19 protein-coding genes are annotated in these 22262 nt (G+C 57.3%); 6 read left to right on the top strand and 13 right to left on the bottom strand.

What is annotated here, in order from left to right:
- Positions 1-118: 118 nt before the first annotated feature.
- The 4 genes from MUN82_RS00765 to MUN82_RS00750 all read right to left on the bottom strand — a co-directional run bounded on the left by MUN82_RS00765 (position 119) and on the right by MUN82_RS00750 (position 3961).
- Positions 119-1321: a TlpA disulfide reductase family protein gene (locus MUN82_RS00765; protein ID WP_245093979.1), complete on the bottom strand. Its 1203-nt coding sequence runs from the start codon at positions 1319-1321 to the stop codon at positions 119-121.
- A gap of 104 nt (positions 1322-1425) precedes the next feature.
- Complete coding sequence (locus tag MUN82_RS00760; RefSeq protein WP_245093977.1) at positions 1426-2235, bottom strand: TlpA family protein disulfide reductase; 810 nt, start codon at positions 2233-2235, stop codon at positions 1426-1428.
- Between the two features lie 631 nt (positions 2236-2866).
- The gene (locus MUN82_RS00755; protein ID WP_245093975.1) at positions 2867-3157 is read right to left on the bottom strand and encodes a YciI family protein; all 291 of its coding nucleotides are present in this window, start codon (positions 3155-3157) and stop codon (positions 2867-2869) included.
- 96 nt (positions 3158-3253) lie between these two features.
- On the bottom strand, positions 3254-3961 hold the full coding sequence (locus MUN82_RS00750) for an arylesterase (RefSeq protein WP_245093973.1): 708 nt from the start codon (positions 3959-3961) through the stop codon (positions 3254-3256).
- Positions 3962-4232: 271 nt separating this feature from the next.
- On the opposite strand from MUN82_RS00750, the gene MUN82_RS00745 reads away from it, so the two are divergent.
- The 3 genes from MUN82_RS00745 (at position 4233) to MUN82_RS00735 (ending at position 8996) form a co-directional block, all read left to right on the top strand.
- Entirely contained in the window at positions 4233-4901 is a 669-nt protein-coding gene (locus MUN82_RS00745; RefSeq protein WP_245093971.1) for an ABC transporter ATP-binding protein, read from the top strand.
- A 70-nt stretch (positions 4902-4971) separates the two neighbouring features.
- Positions 4972-7509, top strand: coding sequence for an ABC transporter permease (locus tag MUN82_RS00740; protein ID WP_245093969.1), 2538 nt, complete (start codon positions 4972-4974; stop codon positions 7507-7509).
- Between the two features lie 425 nt (positions 7510-7934).
- Positions 7935-8996, top strand: coding sequence for an IS110 family RNA-guided transposase (locus tag MUN82_RS00735; protein ID WP_245091357.1), 1062 nt, complete (start codon positions 7935-7937; stop codon positions 8994-8996).
- Positions 8997-9102: 106 nt separating this feature from the next.
- Here the strand turns inward: MUN82_RS00735 and MUN82_RS00730 are convergent, their stop codons facing one another.
- The 5 genes from MUN82_RS00730 to MUN82_RS00710 form a co-directional block, all read right to left on the bottom strand.
- Complete coding sequence (locus MUN82_RS00730) at positions 9103-11568, bottom strand: TonB-dependent receptor (RefSeq protein ID WP_245093967.1); 2466 nt, start codon at positions 11566-11568, stop codon at positions 9103-9105.
- A gap of 499 nt (positions 11569-12067) precedes the next feature.
- Positions 12068-12787, bottom strand: coding sequence for a DUF4097 family beta strand repeat-containing protein (locus tag MUN82_RS00725; protein ID WP_245093965.1), 720 nt, complete (start codon positions 12785-12787; stop codon positions 12068-12070).
- A gap of 179 nt (positions 12788-12966) precedes the next feature.
- Entirely contained in the window at positions 12967-13755 is a 789-nt protein-coding gene (locus MUN82_RS00720) for a DUF4097 family beta strand repeat-containing protein (protein ID WP_245093963.1), read from the bottom strand.
- A 161-nt stretch (positions 13756-13916) separates the two neighbouring features.
- On the bottom strand, positions 13917-14771 hold the full coding sequence (locus MUN82_RS00715; protein WP_245097626.1) for a zf-HC2 domain-containing protein: 855 nt from the start codon (positions 14769-14771) through the stop codon (positions 13917-13919).
- An 18-nt stretch (positions 14772-14789) separates the two neighbouring features.
- On the bottom strand, positions 14790-15326 hold the full coding sequence (locus tag MUN82_RS00710) for an RNA polymerase sigma factor (protein ID WP_245093961.1): 537 nt from the start codon (positions 15324-15326) through the stop codon (positions 14790-14792).
- 210 nt (positions 15327-15536) lie between these two features.
- Between MUN82_RS00710 and MUN82_RS00705 the strand changes: the two genes are divergently transcribed.
- Positions 15537-17066: a PQQ-dependent sugar dehydrogenase gene (locus tag MUN82_RS00705; protein WP_245093959.1), complete on the top strand. Its 1530-nt coding sequence runs from the start codon at positions 15537-15539 to the stop codon at positions 17064-17066.
- Between the two features lie 91 nt (positions 17067-17157).
- On the opposite strand, the gene folB is transcribed toward MUN82_RS00705, so the two are convergent.
- The 3 genes from folB to MUN82_RS00690 form a co-directional block, all read right to left on the bottom strand.
- Entirely contained in the window at positions 17158-17514 is a 357-nt protein-coding gene (gene folB / locus MUN82_RS00700; protein WP_245093957.1) for a dihydroneopterin aldolase, read from the bottom strand.
- 150 nt (positions 17515-17664) lie between these two features.
- Positions 17665-18705, bottom strand: a complete 1041-nt coding sequence (locus MUN82_RS00695; protein ID WP_245093955.1) for a DivIVA domain-containing protein — start codon at positions 18703-18705, stop codon at positions 17665-17667.
- Positions 18706-18845: 140 nt separating this feature from the next.
- A complete protein-coding gene (locus tag MUN82_RS00690) occupies positions 18846-19784 on the bottom strand; it encodes a WD40 repeat domain-containing protein (protein ID WP_245093953.1) in 939 nt (312 codons plus the stop codon).
- Positions 19785-19862: 78 nt separating this feature from the next.
- Here MUN82_RS00690 and MUN82_RS00685 point away from each other — a divergent pair, with 78 nt between their 5' ends.
- On the top strand, positions 19863-20522 hold the full coding sequence (locus tag MUN82_RS00685) for a 4'-phosphopantetheinyl transferase family protein (RefSeq protein ID WP_245093951.1): 660 nt from the start codon (positions 19863-19865) through the stop codon (positions 20520-20522).
- Positions 20523-20558: 36 nt separating this feature from the next.
- Positions 20559-21158: a redoxin domain-containing protein gene (locus MUN82_RS00680; protein WP_245093949.1), complete on the top strand. Its 600-nt coding sequence runs from the start codon at positions 20559-20561 to the stop codon at positions 21156-21158.
- Between the two features lie 165 nt (positions 21159-21323).
- On the opposite strand, the gene MUN82_RS00675 is transcribed toward MUN82_RS00680, so the two are convergent.
- On the bottom strand, positions 21324-22196 hold the full coding sequence (locus MUN82_RS00675; protein ID WP_245093947.1) for a transglutaminase-like domain-containing protein: 873 nt from the start codon (positions 22194-22196) through the stop codon (positions 21324-21326).
- Positions 22197-22262: the final 66 nt, after the last annotated feature.

The following is a 22262-nucleotide window of genomic DNA, read 5'->3' as shown; positions in this document are numbered from 1 at the left end:
TAGAAGCAAGAGTAATCTACGATTTTTTTCGTATACTATACTACTACGGTCTTACTGCTGCCGCTATATGGTTTCCTACCATCTATAATAGCCGCACCTACCTCTCCCGGATCGACAATTACAAGGTGCTTTGCAGCTTCTTTTTGAGCTTAGGGTAGGGAATGTCGACAGCCACGATTTTGCCCGTCTCGTCTACAAGCAGGTTGGCCGGAATGGCATTGATGCCAAACCGCTGTATATCCTCCCCACGAGTCCCTTTCAGTTCTGATAGGTGATGCATTTGCAGACTGTCCTCGGCAATGGCTTGCATCCATTTATTGTGGTTGGTGTCCAGCGAGACGCCTACCATGCCAAAACCTTTGTCGTTGTACTGCTTCTGTAAGCTATAATACTTGGGTATCTCCATGCGGCAGGGGCCACACCAGCTAGCCCAGAACTCGACTAGCGTCAGCTTATTCTGTCTAAATATCTGTTCGGCATTCAGTTCCTTACCATCTGGGGTCTTGCCCGCCAAGCTTTGCACGCGCTGGCCTACAAAGCGCTGATTGTTTACGTTGCGCTCTTCACCTTCAGCCAATGCCTCATTCAGCCTCTTACCATAAAAGCTTTGCTGCAACTCGATAGGCATGGCTTGGTAATATTGGCGGAAGCGCTCCACCGATGGCAGGTCGCCACGGTTGCCGAGCATGGCGTAGAGCGACACCACGGAGGTAGGATGTTGTTGAACAAACAGATGAGCAGCCGCAGCTAAGTAGCTAGGGAACCTGTATTCGAAGTTTTTGATAGAATCGGCCCACTGTTCGACCAACACCTTATCGCCCGAGTCGAAGGTCTGAGTAAACTTAGCCTTGATCAGTTCTATGTCTACAGAGAATTGATGGCTGAGGCTGTCTTCCAATAAAAAATACTGCTCCAACTCCTTTTGCAAGGGAGAAGGGGAGGAAATGACTACATGTTTCTGGGGAGGATCAGCATCAGACACCTTGTGAAACTTCGTCTGAGCGCTACTTCCTATAGTCTTAATATGAACGGAGTCTGCTGGCAGATATACCGTCAACCAATCTGCTATATTCTTATCCGTTTGACTTTGATAGAATATTTTATAGAAGCCAGGCTGGGCAATTTTTCCTTGCAATGTAAAACGTCCGTCTCGAGCTGCTGTACTATCAATAAGATCGTTACCATCAGGATTGTGCATAAAAAACAGCCTGACGTAGCAGTCTTTACATTCTTTTATATCAGCAACTATTTTGTAACTGTATTTCTCTTTTTTTTCTTGCTTGCACCCTACAAGCAAGGCTAGCAGGAGAAAAATCGACAAGTACTTTTTGCTATAGCTCCACATATTTTTCGCTCGGTTAGAATTAGCTAATCAGTTATATCGAAAGGCTGAAACACAGAAAAACCTAAGCATCAGATCGGCCTCTACAAATCCTGTTGCAGTTTCTTTTTGAGCTTAGGGTAGGGAATGTCCACGGCCACAATCTTGCCCGTCTCGTCTACGAGCAGATTGGCCGGAATGGCATTGATGCCAAACCGCTGCATATCCTCCCCGCTCGTGCCTTTCAACTCTGATAGGTGATGCATTTGCAAGCTGTCCTCGGCAATGGCATTTTGCCACTTGTTGTGGTTGGTGTCTAGCGAGACGCCTACCATGCCAAAGCCTTTGCCCTGGTACTGTTTGTGCAGGCTGTAGTACTTGGGCATCTCCATGCGGCAGGGGCCGCACCAACTGGCCCAGAACTCGACCAGTGTAAACTTATTCTGCTGAAAGATCTGCTCGGCATCTAGTTCCTTTCCGTCCGGGTTCTTACCGGCCAGACTCTGTACCCGCTGGCCCACAAAGCGCTGGTTGTTCACGTCGCGCTTTTCGTTTCTGGCCAGTTCCTTGTCTAGCTTTCGACCGTAGAAGCTTTGTTGCAACTCAACAGGCATGGCCTGATAGTACTGGCGGAAGCGCTCCGTCGAGGGCCGGTCGCCGCGGTTGTTGAGCATGGCGTAGAGTGTCACTACGGAGGCGGGGTACTGTTGCGCGAATACATGAGCAGCCGCGGCGTAGTAGCCGGAAACCTTGTACTCAAAGTTTCTAACGGAGTCGGCCCACTGCTCCACTAAGGCTTTGTTGCCTGAGTCGAAGGTCTGGGCAAACTTGGCTCTGACTAGTTCTCTATCTACAAAGAATTGATGCCACAAACTGTCTTGTATGATGAAATACTCTTCTAATTCCTTTTGCAAGGGGGAGGAAGAAGAAACGACCGTATTTTTCATATAAGAACCCATATTAGGCCTATGGTAGAATTTTGTCCGGATATTATTTTTTGCGGCTCTTATATGAACTGAGTCTGCTGGCAAATACACTTGTATCATATTTGAAACAGTCTTGTCTGTTTCGCTGTGGAAAGACACATCATAGAATCCTGGCTGGGTGATATTGCCTTGCAACGTGAAATGACCATCCCGGCTAGTTATACTATCGATAACGGAGTGACCGGTGGTGTCTTGAAAAAAAAACAGCCTGGCGTAGCAGTCTTTACACCCTTCCGCGTCAACTACGATCCGATAACTGTACTCCTTCTTCGGCTTTTGCTGGCACCCTGCAAGCAAGGCTAGCAGGAGAAAAATCGGCAAATACTTTTTGCTATAGATCCACATACTTTTCGTTCGGTTAAGAATAGTTAATCAGTTGATAATAAGCTTCGGGGAATAATATATAAATTTCTATACATAGAACAACATGCACCTATTATATCACAAGCCAGTTTACGCAACAGCCGCGCCCAAAAAACAAAGGGCTACCGACCTAACTGGTCGGTAGCCCTTTGTTTTACTAGCACTTTCCGCAGAGAATTAGCGGCACCCTTCGGGCTCACACATCGGCCATCCGAAAGGGCCGTATATCTACCTTCTCCCACACGCGGCCGGTGAGGTAGGGCTCATCGCGCTGCCAGGCAGCCAGCTCTTCGGGAGTGGCAAACTGCGCCACCATCATAGAGCCGATCATCTTACCATCGGCATCCAAAATAGCGCCGCCGGTGAGGAAGTTGCCGGTTGCTTTGAGCCGACGCGCACCAGCCAAGTGGTTTTCGCGCACCGCAAGGCGACGTTGCAGGGCCTCAGGGTCGGTGTAATCGTAGGCAGTAATCAGGTATTGTTGCATAGAGTGATTTAGGGAGTTAGCATACTACTTCAAATCATCAGCCCCTCATTCCAAGCTTGTCGAAGAATAACGGGCTGCAGTACTATTTGGTCAGCTTTAGCTACCCGCCGCTGGCTGGGGCTGTTGCAACACGGGCTGCAAGATTCCCCAGACCGTACGCGCCACCAGCCGGTGGCCGGCGGGCGTGGGGTGGATGCCGTCGCGTTGGTTGAATTTGGCCACGCCCCCTACCCCTTCGAGCAGGAAGGGTATTAGCACGAGGTTGTTTTTGCGGGCCAATTCGCCGTAGAGTTGCTTGAACTTGGCGGCATAGTCGGCGCCCAGGTTGGGCGGAATTTGCATGCCGGCCAGTACAATCTGCGCCTGCGGGCTCAGCTGCCGCACCGTGTCGATGATGGCTTGCAGGTTGCGGCGCGTGTCAGTGAGCGGGATGCCACGCAAGCCGTCATTTCCGCCCAGTTCCAGCACAAACACCGCTACCGGCTTGCGCAACACCCACCCTACCCGGCTGCGGCCGCCGGCGGTGGTTTCACCACTTAATCCGGCATTCACCACCGTATAGCTCAGGCCCGCCGAGTCAATTTTCTGGCCGATCAGGGCCGGGAAGGCTTCGTCGGGCTCCACGCCTAGGCCAGCGGTGAGGCTGTTGCCGAAGAATAGCACGGTAGGTTTGCCAGCGGCAGAGGGGGCGGCGGGTTTGCCGGCCGCGGGCGGCGTTTCGGTGGTGGTTTGGGAGTCGTTGGTGCTACAGCTGGCCAGCGCGAGTAGTAGCCAGCAGCTAAAAAAGGTCCAGATAAGTTTCATACAGAAGGTCTAAGAAGTAGAGTGGTAACGACAGAACACGCCGCAAAGGTTAACCTAACCGGTGCAGACGCGTTTGGGTAGGGTCTACTTGTATGCTTCGTTGTCAATCTGAATATATCATAGACCGTCATGCCGAGCTTGCCGAGGAATCTCGAAATGACGGTCAGCTTAGCGTGACGTTCTATGATGGAAAACCCATCGCGCATAAAGTATTCTTCGCCTTACAACGTTACCTACTTAGACGATTCTCTCATCTGGCTTTCTTCTCTCAGTGCTCAAAATAGAAAATCTTACCAAGTCCTACACCAGCGGCGGCCGGGCGCTTACGGTGCTCCAAAACGTTAGTTTTGAGCTGATGGCTGGCGATACGCTAGCGATTATTGGCTCGTCGGGGAGCGGCAAAACGACGCTGCTGGGTCTATGCGCCGGCCTCGACCGCGCCACTTCGGGCAGCGTGTGGCTCAACGGTATTCAACTCGATACTCTCACGGAAGACCAGCGGGCAGCCGTGCGCAACGAGCATGTGGGCTTTATCTTCCAGAATTTCCAACTGTTGCCTACCCTCACAGCCCTCGAAAACGTGTTGGTGCCGTTGGAGCTGCGCGGCATCTCGAATGGCACTGCCACGGCCCAAGGTCTGCTGGAGCGGGTAGGGCTGGGCGGGCGCGGCCACCACTACCCTACCCAGCTTTCGGGCGGCGAGCAGCAGCGCGTGTCCTTGGCGCGGGCGTTTGCCAACCGACCCAAAATTCTTTTCGCCGACGAGCCCACCGGCAACCTCGACGCCGAAACCAGCGCCACGGTAGAAGAACTGCTATTTGAGCTGAACCGCGAAGCCGGCACTACATTGGTCTTGGTGACACACGACCCGGAGCTGGCCAACAAAACCCAGCGCGTGATTCGGCTGAAAGGCGGGCAGCTGGTTTCTGATAGCCTGTAAGGGCGCGTTACACGCCCCCCTACCCCACCCTACAACGACGGGCGCGTGCGACGCGCCTCTTCTGCATATTATGACGAATTTCATTTGGCTCTGGCGCATGGCGTGGCGCGATAGTCGCCGCAGCCGCTCCCGGCTCCTGCTGTTCAGCGCGGCCATTGTGCTAGGCATCGCAGCGCTGGTAGGCATCAATGGCTTTGGGGCCAACCTGGCGCGTAGCATCGACGAGCAGGCCCGCGAGTTGCTGGGTACTGATTTGGTGCTGTCGAGTAGCCAGCCCATCGACTCTACCCTGCGCCCTACCCTCGACCGCCTTGGCCGGACCCGCAGCCGCGAGGTATCGTTTGCCTCGCTGGTACAGTTCCCGAAAGGGCAGGGGGTGCGATTGGCGCAGGTACGCGCCATCACGGGCGGTTTTCCGTTCTATGGCACCTGGCGCACCGAGCCTGAGTCGGCAGTAGCGCAGTTCCGGCAGGCTACGGGCGGGCAGCGGGTAGCGCTGGTAGACGATGCGCTGCTGGCGCAGTTTAACGCCCAGCCTGGCGACTCTATCCGGGTAGGCAAGCTCACCTTTCTGATTGCTGGGCGCGTGCGCGAAACGCCGGGGCAATCAGGTTTTAGCGCGGCGGTGGCACCTACGGTGTTCATCTCCGGCGAGGCGCTGGCGGGCACGGGCCTGCTGCAGCGCGGCAGCCGGGTGCAGTACCGCACCTACTACCTGTTTGCGCCCGGCACTGATGTAGCGAAGACCATCAAGCCCCTGGAAAAACGCCTCGACCAGGCCAACATAGGCTCCGATACTATTGCCGAGCGCAAACAGCAAACCGGCCGTTCCTTCGCTGACCTCACCCGCTTCTTGAACCTAGTGGCGTTTGTGGCCTTGCTACTGGGCTGCGTAGGCGTGGCGAGTGCCGTAAGCCTATACGTGCGCGAGAAGATTGCCTCGGTAGCTGTGCTGCGTTGCCTGGGCGCCAGAGGCAGCCAGGCGCTGCTCATTTACCTGTTGCAGGTGGCCGCCCTGGGCTTGGCGGGCGCCCTGCTGGGGGCGGCGCTGGGCACAGCCGTGCAGCTGCTATTGCCCCGCGTGTTTGCCGAGTTCCTGCCCGTAGCGGTGGATATTCAGGTGTCGTGGGGAGCGGTGGCGCAGGGCGTGCTTACGGGTGTGCTGGTGGCGGTGTTGTTTGCCTTGTTGCCGCTGCTGAGCATCCGGCGGGTGTCGCCGCTGCGCACCTTGCGGGCCTCGTTTGAAGAAGACACTACCGCGCCCGACCCGCTGCGCTACCTCGTGTATGGGCTGATTTTCGTGTTTGTGACGGGCTTTGCCTACCTCCAAACGCGTGAGGTGAAGTTGGCGCTGGGCTTTGCGGCGGGCCTGCTGGTGGCACTGGGCGGACTGGCGGGCGTAGCGGCGGGCCTGCGCTGGCTGGTGCGTCGCTATTTCCCTACCTCCTGGAGCTACATGTGGCGGCAAGGCTTGGCTAACCTGTATCGGCCCAACAATCAAACGCTGCTGCTCATTATTTCTATCGGGCTGGGCGTGTTTCTGATGGCGACGCTGTACATCACCCAGGGCTTACTGCTGAGCCGCGTGCAGGTGGCGGGTGGCGAGAACCAGCCCAATCTGGTGCTGTTCGACATTCAGCCGGCGCAGCGGGCGGGCGTGGCGCAGTTGCTTACCCAGCGCCGCCTACCCGTCATTCAACAGGTACCCATCGTAACGATGCGGTTGACGGAGCTGAACGGCAATCCTACCGTCGAGCTAAAGAAGGACAGCACCAACGGCCGCTCACGCGGGGCTCTCACCCGCGAGTACCGCGTTACGTACCGCGACTCGCTCATTAGCTCCGAGCAACTGGCCGAAGGCAAGCTCCCCTACCTCGCCGCCGATGGCACTCCGCATATTTCCATGGAAACGGGCTTTTTCGAGCGTTTAAAGCTCAAGCTAGGCGATACGTTAACCTTCAACGTGCAGGGTGCTCCGCTTACAACCATCGTGAGTGGCACGCGCACTGTGGACTGGACGCGGGTACAAACCAACTTTGGCGTCGTGTTTCCCAGCGGCGTACTAGAGCCCGCGCCGCAGTTCTATGTACTCCTCACCCACGTGCCCGACAACACGGTGCTCGGCAGCGTGCAGCGTGATCTGGTGCAACGCTTCCCCAACGTGTCGGCCATCGACCTGGGCCTCATCCTGAAAACTCTCGACGACATCCTGAGCAAGATTTCCTTCGTGATTCGCTTCATGGCGTTCTTCAGCATTGCTACAGGCCTGGTGGTGCTCGTCAGCTCCGTGATTGTGAGCCGTTACCAGCGCGTGCAGGAAAGCGTGCTCCTGCGCACTTTAGGTGCCAGCCGCCGCCAGATGCTACGCATTACGCTGGTAGAATATGCCTTGCTGGGGTTGCTGGCAGCAGCTACGGGCCTTGTGCTGGCTGTGCTGGCCGGCTGGGCACTGGCTATTTGGGTGTTTGATATTGGCTTCACCGCCGCACCCCTACCCCTATTGCTGCTCGCGGCACTCACCACGGTCCTCACCATCGTCATCGGTCTCTTTAACAGCCGCGACGTGCTGACGCGGCCTCCGCTGGCAGTGCTGCGTGGGGAGGGCTAGGTGGTGAAGTTGTAGGTGAAAATACGTCTGTCATCCTGAGCACAGCGAAGGACCTTATCACGTGAGAACTATTGACATAACAACGATTCGTTCCGCGGGCAGAAGGTCCTTCGCTGCGCTCAGGATGACAGACGTATTTTAATTTACCCTTCCTACCCCCACACCCTCCTACCCTTGTATGATTGTACTACCCTAACTTAAGGGTAGCTAGAAAAGGAAACGGGGACACCATCCATCCCTAAATGCGGTGCTTTGGCGTCGACGTTGCGTGTGAGAATCTGTGCCCCGTTTCCCGTTTTTGCCTGAAGACTGCACAGTATGGAGGGAGCCCCGCCCTGGCGCGGATGGCATCCCGCATTTGTACAAGGAGAGTTGCGGTGAAAACCTTGCTGGCTGGTTGCTTTCCACCTTTTTACCCCGTGCCGATGCCCCGCGTCCCTTCCCCCACCGCCCCGCTGAAATACGTTGTGGGCATTGACATTGCCAAAGACACCTTCGTGGCCTGCTTCGGCCGCATCGAGGCCAGCCAGCAGCTGCGTTTTGGTAAAGAAACCACGTTTGCCAACACGCTGGCCGGCTTCACGGCCCTGCTGGCCTGGACGGCCAAGCAACAGGCGCCCGCCGCCCCATTGTGGTTCGTGGTCGAAGCCACTGGGGTCTACTACGAAGCCTTAGCCTATTTTCTCTCCGATAACGCACAGGCCCTGAGCGTGCTACTGCCCAACAAAGTCAAGCACTTTGCCCAGAGCACCGAGCTCAAGAGCAAGACCGATCAACTCGATGCCCGCCTGCTTTGCCGCCTGGGCCTGGAGCGGGCCTTGCCCGCCTGGCAACCACCAACGCCCGCTCTGCGCCAGCTGCGGGCCCTGGCCCGCGAGCGTCAGCGCCTAAGCGAGCAGGGCGGACAGCTCAAAACCCGGTGCCACGCCTACCAGCACAGCTACCAGCCCGACGCCCGCACCCTCGAGCGCTTGGCCGCTCAGCAGCAACTCGTTGCCCAACAGCTAAAAGCCGTCGACCAAGACCTCTCGCTGCTGCTCGACGCGGAGCCGGAGTTGGCCCGCAAACTGGCCCACCTGACCAGCATCCCCGGCATCGGTCTGACCACGGCCATCGTGGTGGTGGCCGAAACCAACGGCTTCATCCTGGTGGAAAACGAGCGCCAGCTCGCCTCCTACGCCGGCCTAGACGTGGTGCAGCGCCAAAGCGGCCTCTCTTCCCAAGCCACGCGCATTTCCCGCCGAGGGAACGTGCGCCTGCGTACGGCGCTCTACCTGCCAGCCGTGAGCAGCCTGCGCTATAATCCGCAGCAAAAAGCCTTCTATGCCCGCTTGCGCGCCCGCCAGCCCAGCGGCAAGCCCGGCGTCATTGCCGTCATGCGCAAGCTCTTGCTGCTCTGCTATTCGCTCTGGAAAAACGACCGCCCCTACGACCCGCAGTTCCACCCGGCCCACATGGCCGAAAAAGAAGTAGCCCCGGCCGATTAATGGGCCGAGGCTACACAGGATGAACCCGAAGGCTCTCCTTGAAGGAGCCTAAAGATAAAAAACTTGCCCAAGTTCTTGCTCTTTATCACAGTATCTCACACCCTCTCTACCCCTTCCCCCCCTGCCTATCGTCGTTGCTGATGGTTTTGCGGGCTTTTTTAGGCGAGTCGTCCATCTTGCCGAACTTCCAGTTGAAGCTTAGGCGCACGGCGCGGTTGTAGGCGTCGGTTATTTCCTGGGAGGAGAACAGGTCGGCCTGCGTGATGGTGGTGCGGTAGCGGATGGTGCGGGCAAAGGGGTTGTCGAGGCCGAGGGTAAGGCTGGCTTTCTTGTCGAACAGCTCCTTCTTCACCGACAGGTTGTGCCACACGTTGCCGTTGGTACGGCCCTGCAAGAACACCCGCGGCGAGTTGACGTACACGGCGGCCTGTGCGCTCAGCCCGTGCTCAAAGGTCCACGCCGACGACACGTTTCCATTGTAGACCCAGCCCTGGTTGGCAATACCCAGCGCGCCGCTCGTCACCGATACGTAGTAGGCGTTGAGGCTGCCGTTGAGCGTCCATTTCTCAGAAAGCTTCGTGGAGCCGTACAGATTTGCACCGTAGGTAGCGCGTTGCCCCACGTTTTCGGAGGTAGTCAGGAACACCGTGGTATTGCTGGTATCGGTGGGGAACACCTGGCTGGTGGACACCGTGCGCGCAAACGGCTGAAACGCGTTGTTGGTCCGGCGCAGGTAGGCCGACACGTTCAAGGTGGTTTTCTGAATGGTAGTGCTGTAGCCCAGCTCGTAGGCGTCGGTTAGCTCGGCCGTCAGGTTGGGGTTGCCGGTCCGCACCACGCGCCGGTTGCTCACGTCGATGTAAGGGTTTAGCAAGAAGATGGAAGGACGCTGGAGCCGACGCGAGTAGCCTATATTCAGCTTGTGCTCCTTCTCCTTCCCAAACTCGCGGGAGATGTTCAGGGTAGGAATAAAGTTGGTGTAGCGCTGCCGCACGCTGGTGCTGCTGGTCAGAAAGTCGCCATCCACGCGGGTGTGCTCTACCCGAGCCCCGGCTTTCAGGCTGTAGCTCTTGAGCAAGCGCAGACCGTAAGAAGCGTAGCCCGCCACCACATTTTGCTGGTAGTTGAATTCGTTGGAGCGCGACGGCACCAACCGAAACCCTCCCCCATCGAGGCTATCGGCGCTGATACGGTAGTCACTCTGTTCGTTACGCAAGATGGTTTTGGCCCCTAGTTCCAGCATACTGGTGCTGTCAATGGGCTGGGTGTAGTCGAGTTGCAGGGTGGTTTCGCGGCTGCGGCTGCGGTTGTTGCCGGTTTCGCGGTAGTCGAAGCCCTGCTCGGGGCGGGTCTGGTCGAGATTGTAGATAGAAGTGTTCGATACATAGTTTTGCAGCGCCAGCAGGCTCAGCTCGTGCTTCGGCTTGAAGGTGTGCGTGTAGCTGCCGTTTAGGCTGAACTCGGGCCACCAGTTGGCGCCCCACGGCCGCCGGATGTCGCGCGCAAACTGGTCGAAGCTCAACGGCGCCACGTAGGTAGAATACAGGTGTTGCGTGCTGGCCGAGCGGTAGAGGTCGGTGTACGCCCCCAGGGTCACGGCATCCTTTTCTGTCAGGTCATAGTCGAAGCCTAAGCGAGCATACACCCCACCACCACCATTGCGCCGACTGTTCTGCTGGCTCAATTGCGCCGTTTGGTTTTCAGGCAAAAAATCGGTGCGGTTGAGGCTACCCCGACTACGGTTGTAGTGGGCGTAGGAACCCGCCTCCGACGTGATACCCAGCTTCCCGCGCCGAATGGTCAGGTTGGTATTGAGGTTGCTATAGCGCGTGCCCGCCGTAGCGTCTATCGAGCCCGTGATGCCGGATAAATCGTTCTTTTTCAAGACGATATTAATCACCCCGCCCGAGCCCTCGGCGTCATATTTGGCGCCCGGTGAGGTAATTACCTCCACCGCTTTCACCTTGTCGGCGGGTAGGCGGCGCAGGGCGTCGGCCACGCTGCTGGCCAAGATGGTGCTGGGCTTGCCGTTGATGAGCACCCGCACGCTGGTAGAGCCGCGCAGCTCCACGTTGCCGTCATTATCAACGGTGAGCAGAGGCACCTTACGCAGCATCTCGGCGGCCGTAGCTCCCGCGTTGCTGATGTCCTTTTCGGCGTTGTACACGATGCGGTCGGCGTGGGTTTCCACCAGTTCCTTTTGCCCTACCACCTGCACTTCGGCCAACTGCTGCGTGGTAGGCGTGAGCAGCACTTGGCCCAGGTTCGCGGCCGCAGTGCCCGGTGTCACGTTTTCCACCACTTTCGTCTCAAAACCCACAAAGCTGATGGAGACGCTGTACTCGCCCTGCGCTACCTTCTCGAAAGCAAAGGCACCCTTGGCGTCGCAGGCGGTTCCGTCGAGCGGCTTGCCGGTGCCCTTGCTTAGCAGGGCCACCGTGGCAAACTCTACGGGCTGTTTGGTGGTGGCGTTGAGCACGGTGCCTGCAATGCGGCCGGTGCTGTTGGTTTGGGCTACGGCCGGGCATAGCACGCCCAGCAGCACCCATAAAAGGGTGATATACTTCAACATAGCAGAAAGTGATAGGGAGCCAGACAGCTCTAGTGAAGGCACGCAAAAGACCACGCTACATACCGGGCGGCAATAGCAGCAAGCAAGCGGAGAAGGGACGGGAAGCAACGCTGCAGCAAGTGCGCGGTGCCTGGCAGCAATGCCGACGGAACAGAAAGGGTATGCGAAATCAGTGCTTCAGCAGACCTACCGTCGACGAGGAATAGTGGATATCTTTTATTACGAACTTTTTCGTACTACAAACATATAGTGTTGTTTCTATAAAAGCAATAAGATCTACGAAATTTTTCGTTGAATATACTTCGGTAGCTGCCCGCTCGTTCTGCTAAGCCTATTGAGGCATCTCGTGCGCTGACGTTGAGTACTGCACACGAGATGCTTCGACAGACTCAGCATGACCATCTCGCGGCCATCTTTATACATAACGATACACTATAAATCAATTACTTATCTCTAACCACCCTGGCAGAAAACTAGCTTCTGCCAGGGTAGGGCGCCTTTACTTGCGCTTGCGGAAGAACACGTCGCCGCTGATAGATTCCAGGCGCACCGCAGGACCACCGGTGCTGCCCAGCGTGCCGCGCAGCTGATAGCCCACGATGGGGTTTTCTTTGCGGTTGGCGAAGGCAATTTCCTGGTCGGTATACACCTCGCCGGTGATGGTCTTAAACGCTACCTCGGCACCCTGGCGGGCGGGCCAGCTCACATCTACAAAGCCACTGATACTTTTGGCTTCCAGCGGCGCCGTCAGATCGGTTACTTCAATATTGCCGCTAATGGTGTTCACGCGCACCGCCACGCCGGCCGGCACCGTCACGTCTATCTCAATCTTGAAGCACAGAGCCGGTCCTTCGGCTTTGCCGTTGCGCCAGCTACCGCCCCACTGCGTGTAGCCCTGCCCCTCGGGACACTCTATACTGCGGCTGGTTTTTACTAGGTTGTCATCAAAAGCGGAGGTGATGGTCACGCCCTCGTTGGTCTTGCTGGTTGTGAGCAGCAGCGCATCGTTTAGCTGCCCGCCGTTGATGGTAGCAGTGGCACGCAGTACCACCTGCGAGCCGCTGCCCGCGTGAATTTTGATGGTGGAGGCCTGTTTCAGCTCCAGATTCAGGCGCTGACCAGCGCTGATGGCGGCTTTTTGTTCCAGTACTTTTTGGGCATGAGCACCCAGGCTGCTCAGTCCTACTAGGACCAACAGCAATAGCAAAAAACGAAACATGGGAAGAGTTAAGTTTAGGGTTATGAAATATCAGTTGTCAGTAAAAAACGCGTGTCATCCTGAGCTTGCGAAGGACCTTATGCCAGTTGAACGACTGTCGTACCAACGATTCGTTCTCGCGTGAGAAGGTCCTTCGCAAGCTCAGGATGACACGCGTTTTTTACTGACACCTCAACCGGCTACTTGGCTTTGCGCACGTACACGTCGCCGCTCACGTTTTTCAGGGATATGGCTGTGCCGCCGCCGTTCACGGCCCCGTTGAGAGTTTGGCCGCCAATCTGCACGAGGTTGTTGGCGTTGGTGGGTTTAGGTAGGGCAATGTCGAAATCGGTGTATACTTCGCCCGAAATGGTCCGCATGGTCAGGGAAGCCTTGGTGCTGGCGGGCATGGCCACATCAATGGCCCCACTGATGTTGCTGATGGAGCTGGGACCAGCGTTCAGCGTGGTGTAGACCACCGTGATGTCGCCGCTGGTGCTGTTGGCTACCACAGGGCCGGTCACGTTTAGGAGCTTGGCGTCGCCGCTTTTCATCATCACTTCCAGCTTGCCTTGCAGGTTTTGGAGCAACACGCGGTTGCCGCCCCACTGGGCTTCGCGGTACACTACGTCGGCCGTGCGTGGCACCCGAATCACGTAGCCACCCTCCCGGCGCGAGGCTTTCACAATACGCACGGTGTTGCCTTCTTTGGTCACGCCCAGCCCGAGGCGCGTATTGTCTACCGCAGAGTTGTACACGGGCCGCAGTCCTTCGGCACGCTTGGGCGCTTCCTCGGTGGCACGGCCGCCCTGGCCTTTCACCACTACTTCGTCGCCATCGTAGCCTTCCACGGTTACATGGTCGCTGTTTTGCATCTCGATAACGACTTTGCGGTCGTTGCCGGTGAGCTTCATCTTAAACTCCTGCGCATGTAGGGTGCTGCTCGCAAGAAGCAATAGGCAGGGTAGGAAAAACAGGTGCTTTTTCATAGGAATTGTGTTGCTGAGAATGAGCAGCAGACGACCGCCCGAAGCCGCGGACTTCAGTGGATAGCGCTGCGAAGAATGAGAAAAAATGTTGTTGCTGTATGTCGCCAATGCTGGCGCTTACTCGGAAGTCAGGCTAGTCTCTAGATCGTACTACTACCCCATCAGATCAGGAGGCTGACACCCTGCTTGGCCTGGTCGCGCACGGCGGGTAGGGCATCGGGGCGCTGGGAGAGGCGCCGGAGTTGGGGTACGGCTTGTTTGTCGCGCAGCTTCACCAGCAGCTCAATCAGCGTGATTTGCACGTTGGGGTCAGTCTGCACGGGTAGGGCCTGGATGAGGGCCGGGCCTACCAGCGAATCGGCCCGCAGGCGGTAGAGCGCTTCGGCAGCGGCCAGGCGCACGTTGGGGTTAGGGTCGGCATTCAGGGTGTTGATGAGCACCAGCACGGTAGGATCGCCGGGGCGAGTGCCACTGGGTGCGTCGCTCACCAATTGAATCCGCTGGCTGGCTGTGGCCGGCTGCTGGGTGGCGGCAGTGAGCTGCGCCGCCAGGTTTTGTGCTTCCTTGGCTGGTGCCGTTGCCACCACCGGCGCGGCCGGGCGGTTCAGGAGCAGCCCGAGCACGGTACCGATTGCCAGCAACGCCACGCTGGCGGCAATGCGCAGCCATAATCCATTCGTATTGGCCACCGCTGACCGGTGCAACGGCACTGACGGCGCTTCTGCCGGCAACGAAACCGTTGGAGCCGAGGGTAGCAGCGCCTTCTCAGCTTCCAGCATCGCCAGAAAGTTGTCGCGCAGAGCCAAGGGCGGCATGGCAAGCGGCTGGTCTTCGAATGCGTCTAGCAACGTGGCGTACTGGGCTACCCGTGCCTGGCAGTTGGGGCACTGGAGCAAGTGTGCTGCTACTCGCGCCCTATCGGCCGGCGGCAAGGCCTGGGCGGCGTAGTCAGCCAGCAACGGCTCTAGCGCAGTGCATTCAGGCGTGGAGAGAGAAGGGTTGATATTGTCGAGCATCACAGAGCAGTCAGAGTATTAGCTGAAATAAATTTTACGAAGCGCCTCCAAGGCGCGGTGGGCTTTCACGCGGGCCGTTCCTTCCGAGCAGCCCAGCATCTCCCCTATCTCGGCGTAGTCGAAGCCCTGGAAGCGGTGCAGCACCAGGATTTCGCGCTGGGCAGCGGGTAGCAGCGCCAGGGCCTCTTGCAGGTGCTCACCATCGGAGCTGGCGGCCACTCCAGCCAAGGCAGCCCGACGTAGAGTAGGCGTGCGCTCAGCCGTTTCTAGGTCGCCGGCCGGCACGGGCTGGCGCTGCCAGTGGTCGGCGTGTACGTGGCGGGCCAGCTGGTACACCCACGCCCGAAACGGTTGGGCCGGCTGATAGCTGGCGCGGTATTTCAACACCCGCAGAAACACGTTTTGCACGAGGTCCTGCGCCGTGTCGCGGTCGTTGGTGAGCCGCAGCAGAAATCCAAATAACGGCCCTTGGTAACGCTCGAACAGCGGCGTGAGCTGATCGAGGTCGTTGTCGCGGACCTGCGCCATTAGGGTTTCGTCGCTGGGGCTGTGCACGGCGGAAAGAGTAGGCGTTTAGGAGAGAGTTGAAGGGAGTACCGCCGATTTCGGCATTCGTTACACGCCCCGCAAAAAATATTTCATTCCTGCTATATCCTGTAACTCATCCATAACACCTCGCCGTGGATTACGTGTATGCAGATGCTTGTTTTCCTGCTGTTAATCCAGCATTATTCGCCCCTTCAGCCGACTTACCTTTTTTATACTATGTTTCGTTTGTTCCTGTACTTATGTCTGTTGGTTAGCTACCTATCTACTTATGCCCAAACCACCTTCATTGGGCCCCAAGGCGAAAAATTCACCCGTCGCATTGTCGCCAAAGGGCTCAGCGACCCGTGGGAAGTGACCTACGGCCCCGACCAGTATTTGTGGATTACCGAAGCCCGCGGCTACCGCGTCAGCCGCATCAACCCAGCCAACGGCGCCAAAACCGTTTTGCTCGACCTCCACAACGCCAAGAACTTTCCGCGTTACGATAAAATCCCCGACAGCCTCGACGGTGGCAAGCCCTGGCCCCAGGGCGGCCTCATGGGCATGGCGCTGCACCCACAACTGTTGCAAGGCAAACCCTACGTGTACCTCGTGTATATCTACCACTTTGCGGGCGCCGCTGAGAAAGGCAAAGGCAGCAAGCCCAACTACGGCGGCAGCTTCTTCACCGCTAAGCTGGTGCGCTACGAGTACAACCGCCAGGCTCAGACCTTAGGCAAGCCCGTTACACTCTGCGACACCCTACCCAGCAGCAACGACCACACGGCCGGCCGCCTGCTGATTGCGCCCGTTGAAGGCAAAGACTACCTTTTTCTAACCACCGGTGACCTGGGCGCTGGGCAATTCTCCAATGGCGGACGCCCCAATCATGCGCAGGAAATCAACAGGTACGAAGGCAAAGTGCTGCGCTTTAACCTGGAACCCGACACCGACCCTACCCCTACCGACCAGTGGATTCCGAACGACAACCCGTTTATGGGGGCCCAGCAAAACGCCGTGTGGAGCTACGGGCACCGCAACCCGCAAGGGTTGGACTACGCGGAAATAGGCGGCACTGGTCGGCTCTACTCTTCCGAGCACGGCCCCTACTCCGATGATGAAATCAACCTGATTGAAAAAGGTAAAAACTACGGTCACCCACTGGTTCTTGGCTATGCCGATGGCAACTACAATGGACTAGCCGCGGGCGTCAGCAACCACGATTCGCTACCGGGCCGCTGGCATACTACCTACCCTACCATTGATAGTGAGCGGGCCAATGCAGCCGCTATTGGGGCGGCCACCTACCGCGACCCGATCAAGACACTTTACCCAAGTTCGGCTGCGTTTCTGCAAAAGCTCTACCGCAACGAGCAGCGCCCCAAGCCCGAGAAAATGCAGTGGTCTTCTGAAGCGCCTAGCAGCTTGGCCGTGTATACCGCAACGTCTATACCGGGCTGGCAAAATTCTCTCTTAATTCCTGGCTTAAAACACGGCAAGCTGATTCGGCTCAAGCTGAATGCGGCCGGCGACGGCATCAGCGGCGACACGCTGATGTACTTCCAGGCCCCCGCCCGCTACCGCGACGTGGCCCTTTCGCCTGATGGCCGTAAGATTTATCTGGCCTTGGACAGTGCCGCCATTAGCTCCGGCCCCTCTAAAAAAGACCCAAAGAAAGCAGCCGTCAGCGGTTGCATCCTGGAGTTCACTTACCGAAGCGGCGGCACGCCCGTAGGCGAGGCCGATAAACCAAAACGCACGCGGTAGCGACACAACATATTGTGTCGCTACCGCGTGCGTTTTGGTAGAACCATGCTGCTGCCTATCGTTCAACGATTAGACACAGCTTGTTCTGTCTTTACCGTGTGCGTTCCAGCGTGATGCGGGCACGGTGGCAGATACCACCCAGCGGCGGATTGAATTTCGACACACTTACCCGCGCCCTGTGGATGTAAGGAAACTCTGCTAGCACTCGATCTAGTACCCGGTGGCCGAGATGTTCGAGCAACCGAGCCGGGGCCTGCATTTCCTCGGCTACCACCCTGTACAGCACTTCATAGTTCACCGTTTCCTGTAGCTTATCCGATGCCCCAGCGGCGTGTAAGTCCGTGTCGATATATAAGTCGACGCCATACTTGTTGCCGATCTTCTGCTCCTCGTCATAGTAACCGTGAAAAGCGAAAAACTCCATGCCTTCCAGTGCAATTTGGCCCATGTGGTGAAATGGTGAGTAGTGAAATGGTGAGTAGTAACTGACCCGTGCCAGCACTACTTCTTCAACAACAAAGCCTACCCTAGTAAGGTAGGCTTTGCAAAATCGTCTACAAAATCCGTGTAATTCGAAAAATCCGAGCGAATACGTGATTTAGATTTCGTCGAAAAACGACTTTTCGGCTACTACTGGATCGGCTTTGAAGCCGGGGCCGGGGCTACCCGTGCCGGGCTGCGGCGCGGGGGCCGGTGGCACAATCTCGGGGTGGCTAGGGCCTATAGGCTGAATATCGGGCCGTACAGGCTCCACGTTGGGCGCGTCGGGCTCGATAATGCGCGAGGGCGCGGGCTCCTCAATGCGGGAGGGCGGCACCTGGCCAGGATTTTCGTTGGGGGTAGGGTCTGGGCTGATTTCCGGACCGGGAATCTGAGCGGGCGCACCGGGGTCGGGTTGCTGGCCGGGCTTAGGGTTGTAAGCGCCAGGCTGCGGACCGATGGGGCGGGCCGTGGTAACAGCGGCGCTACCAAACTGGGTGGCAACTAGCGCGCCGCCTACAGCAGCAACGGAGGAAGTGGCAGTAGTGTCGATATGCATGGCAGGAGTAGCTTCGGGTGAAGGTTCTGGTTTATTCACCTTTACGCTGGCTGCCCGCGAAAGGATGGCCGCCGTACTGCCTTTAGGGCGGTTGCGCGCCTTTTCTACCTTATCCAGCGCATCGGTGGCCAAGTGCTGCAAGTCACGCACCATGGAATCTAGCACGCCTTCCAGGCGCTGGTGCTCCTGGTTGAGGCGGCTCACCTCCACTTGCATTTCGGTTACGCTGCGCTCGGCCTGCTTATACGCATCTTCTACCAGCGTGCGCGCCTTTTGCCGGGCTTGCGACAGGAGCTCTTCGGCTTGCAGTTGGGCCTCACGTAAGCGTATTTCTGCGTTGCGTTGGGCTTGCTCTGTGATGTTGTTGCCCGTGTCCTCGGCGGTTTTGAGGGTGCGATAGAGTGAACTTTCAATCTCGCGCATCTTCTGCACTTCCTGCGTGGCGTAGTCCAGCTTGTTGCGCAGGTCGCGGTTTTCATCGCCCATCCGCTCCCACTGCTGCGAGAGCGTGAGCAGGAAGGCGTTTACTTCGTCGGCGTCGAGGCCCCGAAAGGCTTTTTCGAAGGTCTTTTGCCGAATGTCGAGGGCAGATATTTTCATGTGTAGCGGTTGGCTAGTAGCTGTTAGCTCATAGCCAGCAGCCTTTGCATTTATTGAGAATACGCCACAACCTGACAATCTATTGCAGCATAGCAATATGCTGCTTGGTTATTAACCACAAAGCCAACAGCTAACAGCCATTAACTGTCAGCTAGCGTAAGCTCCCACACCGCCAGGCTGCGGTCGTCGCTACACGAAACTAGCCGATTTTGCTGCCCCGACCAAAATAACTTGTTCACGGAGGTGCCGTGGCCGGCGTGGCGCGCCCGGTCTACCACCCGCAGCAGGCGCAGGGTATCGGACTCCCAGAGCTTAATGGATTTGTCCATGCTGCACGTGGCCAGAAAGCGGCCATCGGGCGAGAACGTAAGGTGATTAATGGTAAACATGTGCGCTACTACAGTGTCAGCCAGAGTATATCCGGTTGCCGCGTCGTAGCGGCGCAAATGAGCGTCGCGGCCGGCGGCCAGCAGATAGCGGCCATCGGGGGAGTAGGCCATGGTGAAAACAGAATTAGTGGCATCGGGGAGTGTATGTAGGGTTTCCAGCGTGTGCACGTCCAGCACGCGCACGGTGGTATCGCTGCTGCCTATAGCCAGCTCCGGGCGGGTAGGGTGCAGAGCCAGGCAGCGCAGGCTTTTATCGGTCACGCGCAGGAGTTTCTCCAAGCTAAAATCTGTGGCGCGCAGCACGGCCAGCGTGCCATCATCCAACGCCACAAACAAACGCTGCGCCGCCTCGGAGTAAGCTAGATCGAAGATAGCAAGCGGGGGCAAGGCCGTGGCGTGTACCAGCTGACGGTGCTGCAGATCAATTACCTGCACCCCCTCAAAGTTGTGCCCGATCACCAGCAATTGCCGCGCCGGCAGGTAGCGCAGCGCATACACCGACTTCTCCATTTTTGCCACCAGCAGACCATTGGCCTGGGGGTCCAGCACGTTCCAGCTGGCTACCAGCCCATCGGCTCCGGCCGAGTAAAACGTGGCTTCGTCGGCGCCGCCGCTCAGGGTATATACACAGTCGCGGTGCCCGGTAAGGGTAGCGAGTTTCTGAACCTGAGGACGGGAGGAAGCGGACATGCACATGAGAATTTCGGCGAAATTACGCCAGATTTGCTTGTGCCGCGCCACGTTAGGTGGGCGGCGTTTCTGCCGCTTATGCCCCTGCACTCCCTAGCTTCCCTACCCCACGGCGCCTACCTCGGCCTGTGGCGTCTTACCGAAACCGTCGATGAGCTGTTGCCGTTGCTGCCCTACCCTACTGTGTACCAAGCGCTGTACCCGGCCGGACGCGACCCTACCCGTGCGGCGCAGTGGGCAGCAGGCCGCCTGCTGGTACATGCACTGCTGCTAAAAGTAACTACCACGCCCGCTACCTTAGCCAACGATGCCAACGGTCGGCCCTACCTCCCCACTCTGCCCGATTACGCAGTTTCGCTCTCGCATTCTGGTGAGTGGGTGGCTGGTATAGTAGCGCCTCAAGGCAGAGTTGGCATAGATGTTGAATTAATTCGTGGAAAAGCACAAAAACTGGCCTCGCGGTTTCTATCGGAAGCTGAGCGGGCCGATGCCGGCGACGATGCCACCAAGTACAGTCTCTATTGGAGTGCCAAAGAGACGCTTTACAAGTTGCATAGTCGCCGGGGGCTGGTGTTTAAAGAGCAATTATTGCTCGACCCGTTTTGGCTGCGGGAGGCAGGCGAGTTGACGGCTCACCTGCTGCTCAAAAACTCCCGCAGCCAGCACCAGCTGATGTATTTGCGCCCTGCACCCGGCTATGTACTCACGTATTGCGTTGAATCACTATCGGAGCTGTAGTGTTTGCTTCGTGCTTCTCATCCCATATTTTTTGCCATGTCTTTCCGCCGACTTTCGCTTCTCGCTGCTGCTACCCTGGTTTTTTGCGCTGTGGGCGTGGGGGTAGCGCGCGCTCAGGGCACGCGCACCGTCACCGATTTCACGTTGAAGAACGCGGCCAACGCGCCGGTTTCGCTGAGCAGCTACGCTGGCAGCAAGGCTGTGGTAGTGGTCTTTATCAGCCAGAACTGCCCCTTCTCCCGCTCCTACCAAGACCGCCTCAATGCGCTGGCCTCTACGTATGGCAGCCGGGGCGTCCAATTTCTGTATGTAGAAGCCCCCATCAACCTGGATGCTGCCAACGATACACAAAAACTGGTATTGAAAAGCGACAGCAACAACATCACCTACCTCACCGACGAGGGTCAGAAAGTGAGCAGCCAGTTGGGCGCCACCAAAACCCCCGAAGCCGTAGTACTACAACCCGCCGGCAACGGCTTCGTCGTGCGCTATAAAGGTGCTATCGACGACAACCCACAGGTAGAAAGTGATGTGCGCCAGCGCTACCTTGCCCAGGTACTCGACAACTTGCTAGCAGGCCGCCCCGCCGGTGTATCTGACACCCGAGCCTCAGGATGCTTAATTAAGAAGTTTTAAAGCAAATTGAAGGTCAGTAAGTAAAAAAGTGTGTCATCCTGAGCGCAGCGAAGGACCCTCTCACGTGAGAACGATGGACGTCATAACGACTCGTTCACGCGTGATAAGGTCCTTCGCTCCGCTCAGGATGACACTCTTTTTTACTTCCCTCCCTTCCTTACTCCCCTACTCTTCCCCCTCATTATCCGTCAACGGGTCGCCTTCGTCGGTCAGGATAGCGAGCAACTCGGCTACTTCGCTGGCTTTATTGGGCTCCTGCATTTTCTCAAAGCTCAACTGCAAATTGCGTAGAGCGCGGCGCACGATATCGAGGTGTGAGCAGGGCTCGAAGAACACCTCGTTGGGCGTGAGGTTGAGTTGGGCAATGTAGTGCTCGATATCAGTGCGAGACAGAATCAGGCCGCGGTTGTAGCAGTTGATGTAGAACGGCTCTACGTTGGGATTGGTAGGTCGGAACAGCAGCACAAACAGGTTGGGCAGGTTCACGCCGTAGATGGGTAGCATCAGACGCTGGGCCACCAGCAGGTAGATTACGCAGAGCGTAAGGGGGTTACCGCGCCGGGTTTCCAGCACCAAGTGCAGCATGGAGTTGGCAGGCGAGTGAAAATTCTGGGTATTGGCCGCCAGCTTGTGCGTGCGAAACAGCACGTGATTCAGTACTTGTACTTGGTCGGCGGGGTGCATGCCGGGGCGCATCTGGGTCCAGGCTTCAAAGCGCAATTGCTCAATGGCGCGGTTCAAAGCCTGAAAATCGGCATCGGGATACTGGTAGGAGTTCAGCAACCACATGCCCTCCAGCAAACTGTCGCCGCCCGAGTCGCGCCACACACGCAGGCGTTGCTTCAGCCCATCAAATTGCAGATTATGAATGAGGTCTTCGAGGCGCTGCTGTTGCTGTGGGTCCAGCGTTTCTTCCCACGATTCTTCCAAAAACGGAATGATGCTTTCTCCCAGATTCTGGATAGTACCCTGAATCTGAGGCGCTATTTCCGGATCATCGAGCAGCGAGATAAGGGCTTTTATTTCTTTGTTGGTCATAGACATAGCCGAGGCTTCGGCGGCGGGAGCCAGAACTGGCAGAGCGGAGATACTGAATAGAAGTAG

The organism is Hymenobacter aerilatus, assembly GCF_022921095.1.
GTDB classification, from domain to species: Bacteria; Bacteroidota; Bacteroidia; order Cytophagales; family Hymenobacteraceae; genus Hymenobacter; species Hymenobacter aerilatus.
This window is presented reverse-complemented; position numbering and strand designations above follow the sequence as displayed.